Raw genomic sequence first — 713 nt, forward strand, 5'->3', positions numbered from 1 at the left:
ATATGATGGCGCGCGACAGGCTGGTTGCGCGCGGCATCGTCGGCGAGGGGCATGCCTTCCGCACCGATGACGGCCTCCGCAAGTTCGATGTCGGGGACCAGATCGTGTTCCTGAAGAACCACAGCGCTCTCGGCGTGAAGAACGGCATGATCGGAAAGGTGGTCGAGGCCGCGCCCGGCCGCATCGTCGCGGCGATCGGCGAAGGCGACCAGCGCCGTCACGTCACTGTCGATCAGCAGCTCTACCGCGACGTCGACCACGGCTACGCCACCACGATCCACAAAGCCCAGGGCGCCACGGTTGATAGGGTAAAAGTGCTGGCGTCGCTCTCGCTCGATCGGCACCTGACCTATGTCGCGATGACGCGTCACCGCGAGGACATGGCGCTCTATTACGGGCGCCGATCCTTCGGCTTCCATGGCGGGCTGGGCAAGGTCCTGTCGCGGCGCAATGCCAAGGAGACCACGCTCGACTACGAGCGCGGCACGCTCTACCGCCAGGCGCTCCGCTTCGCCGAGAACCGTGGTCTCAATGTCGTTCGTGTGGCCCGCACGCTGCTCAGAGATCGCGTCGATTGGACGATCCGGCAGAAGCAAAAGCTGGCCGATCTCGCTCAGCGCCTGCGCGGCGTGGGCGAGCGTCTCGGCCTTCTCGATCTCCGCCAGACACAAAGCCCGAAGGAGGCGGCAGCGATGGGCGCCGGCGCCACCCTG

General features: G+C 66.2%; 1 pseudogene. It reads left to right on the forward strand.

Annotation, left to right across the window (positions count from 1 at the left end):
* Window positions 1–713: pseudogene (locus EOA60_RS35730) on the forward strand (ATP-binding domain-containing protein); the annotation flags it as partial.

Origin of the sequence: Mesorhizobium sp. M1A.F.Ca.IN.020.06.1.1 (genome assembly GCF_004023265.1) — a bacterium.
Taxonomy (GTDB): Bacteria; Pseudomonadota; Alphaproteobacteria; order Rhizobiales; family Rhizobiaceae; genus Mesorhizobium.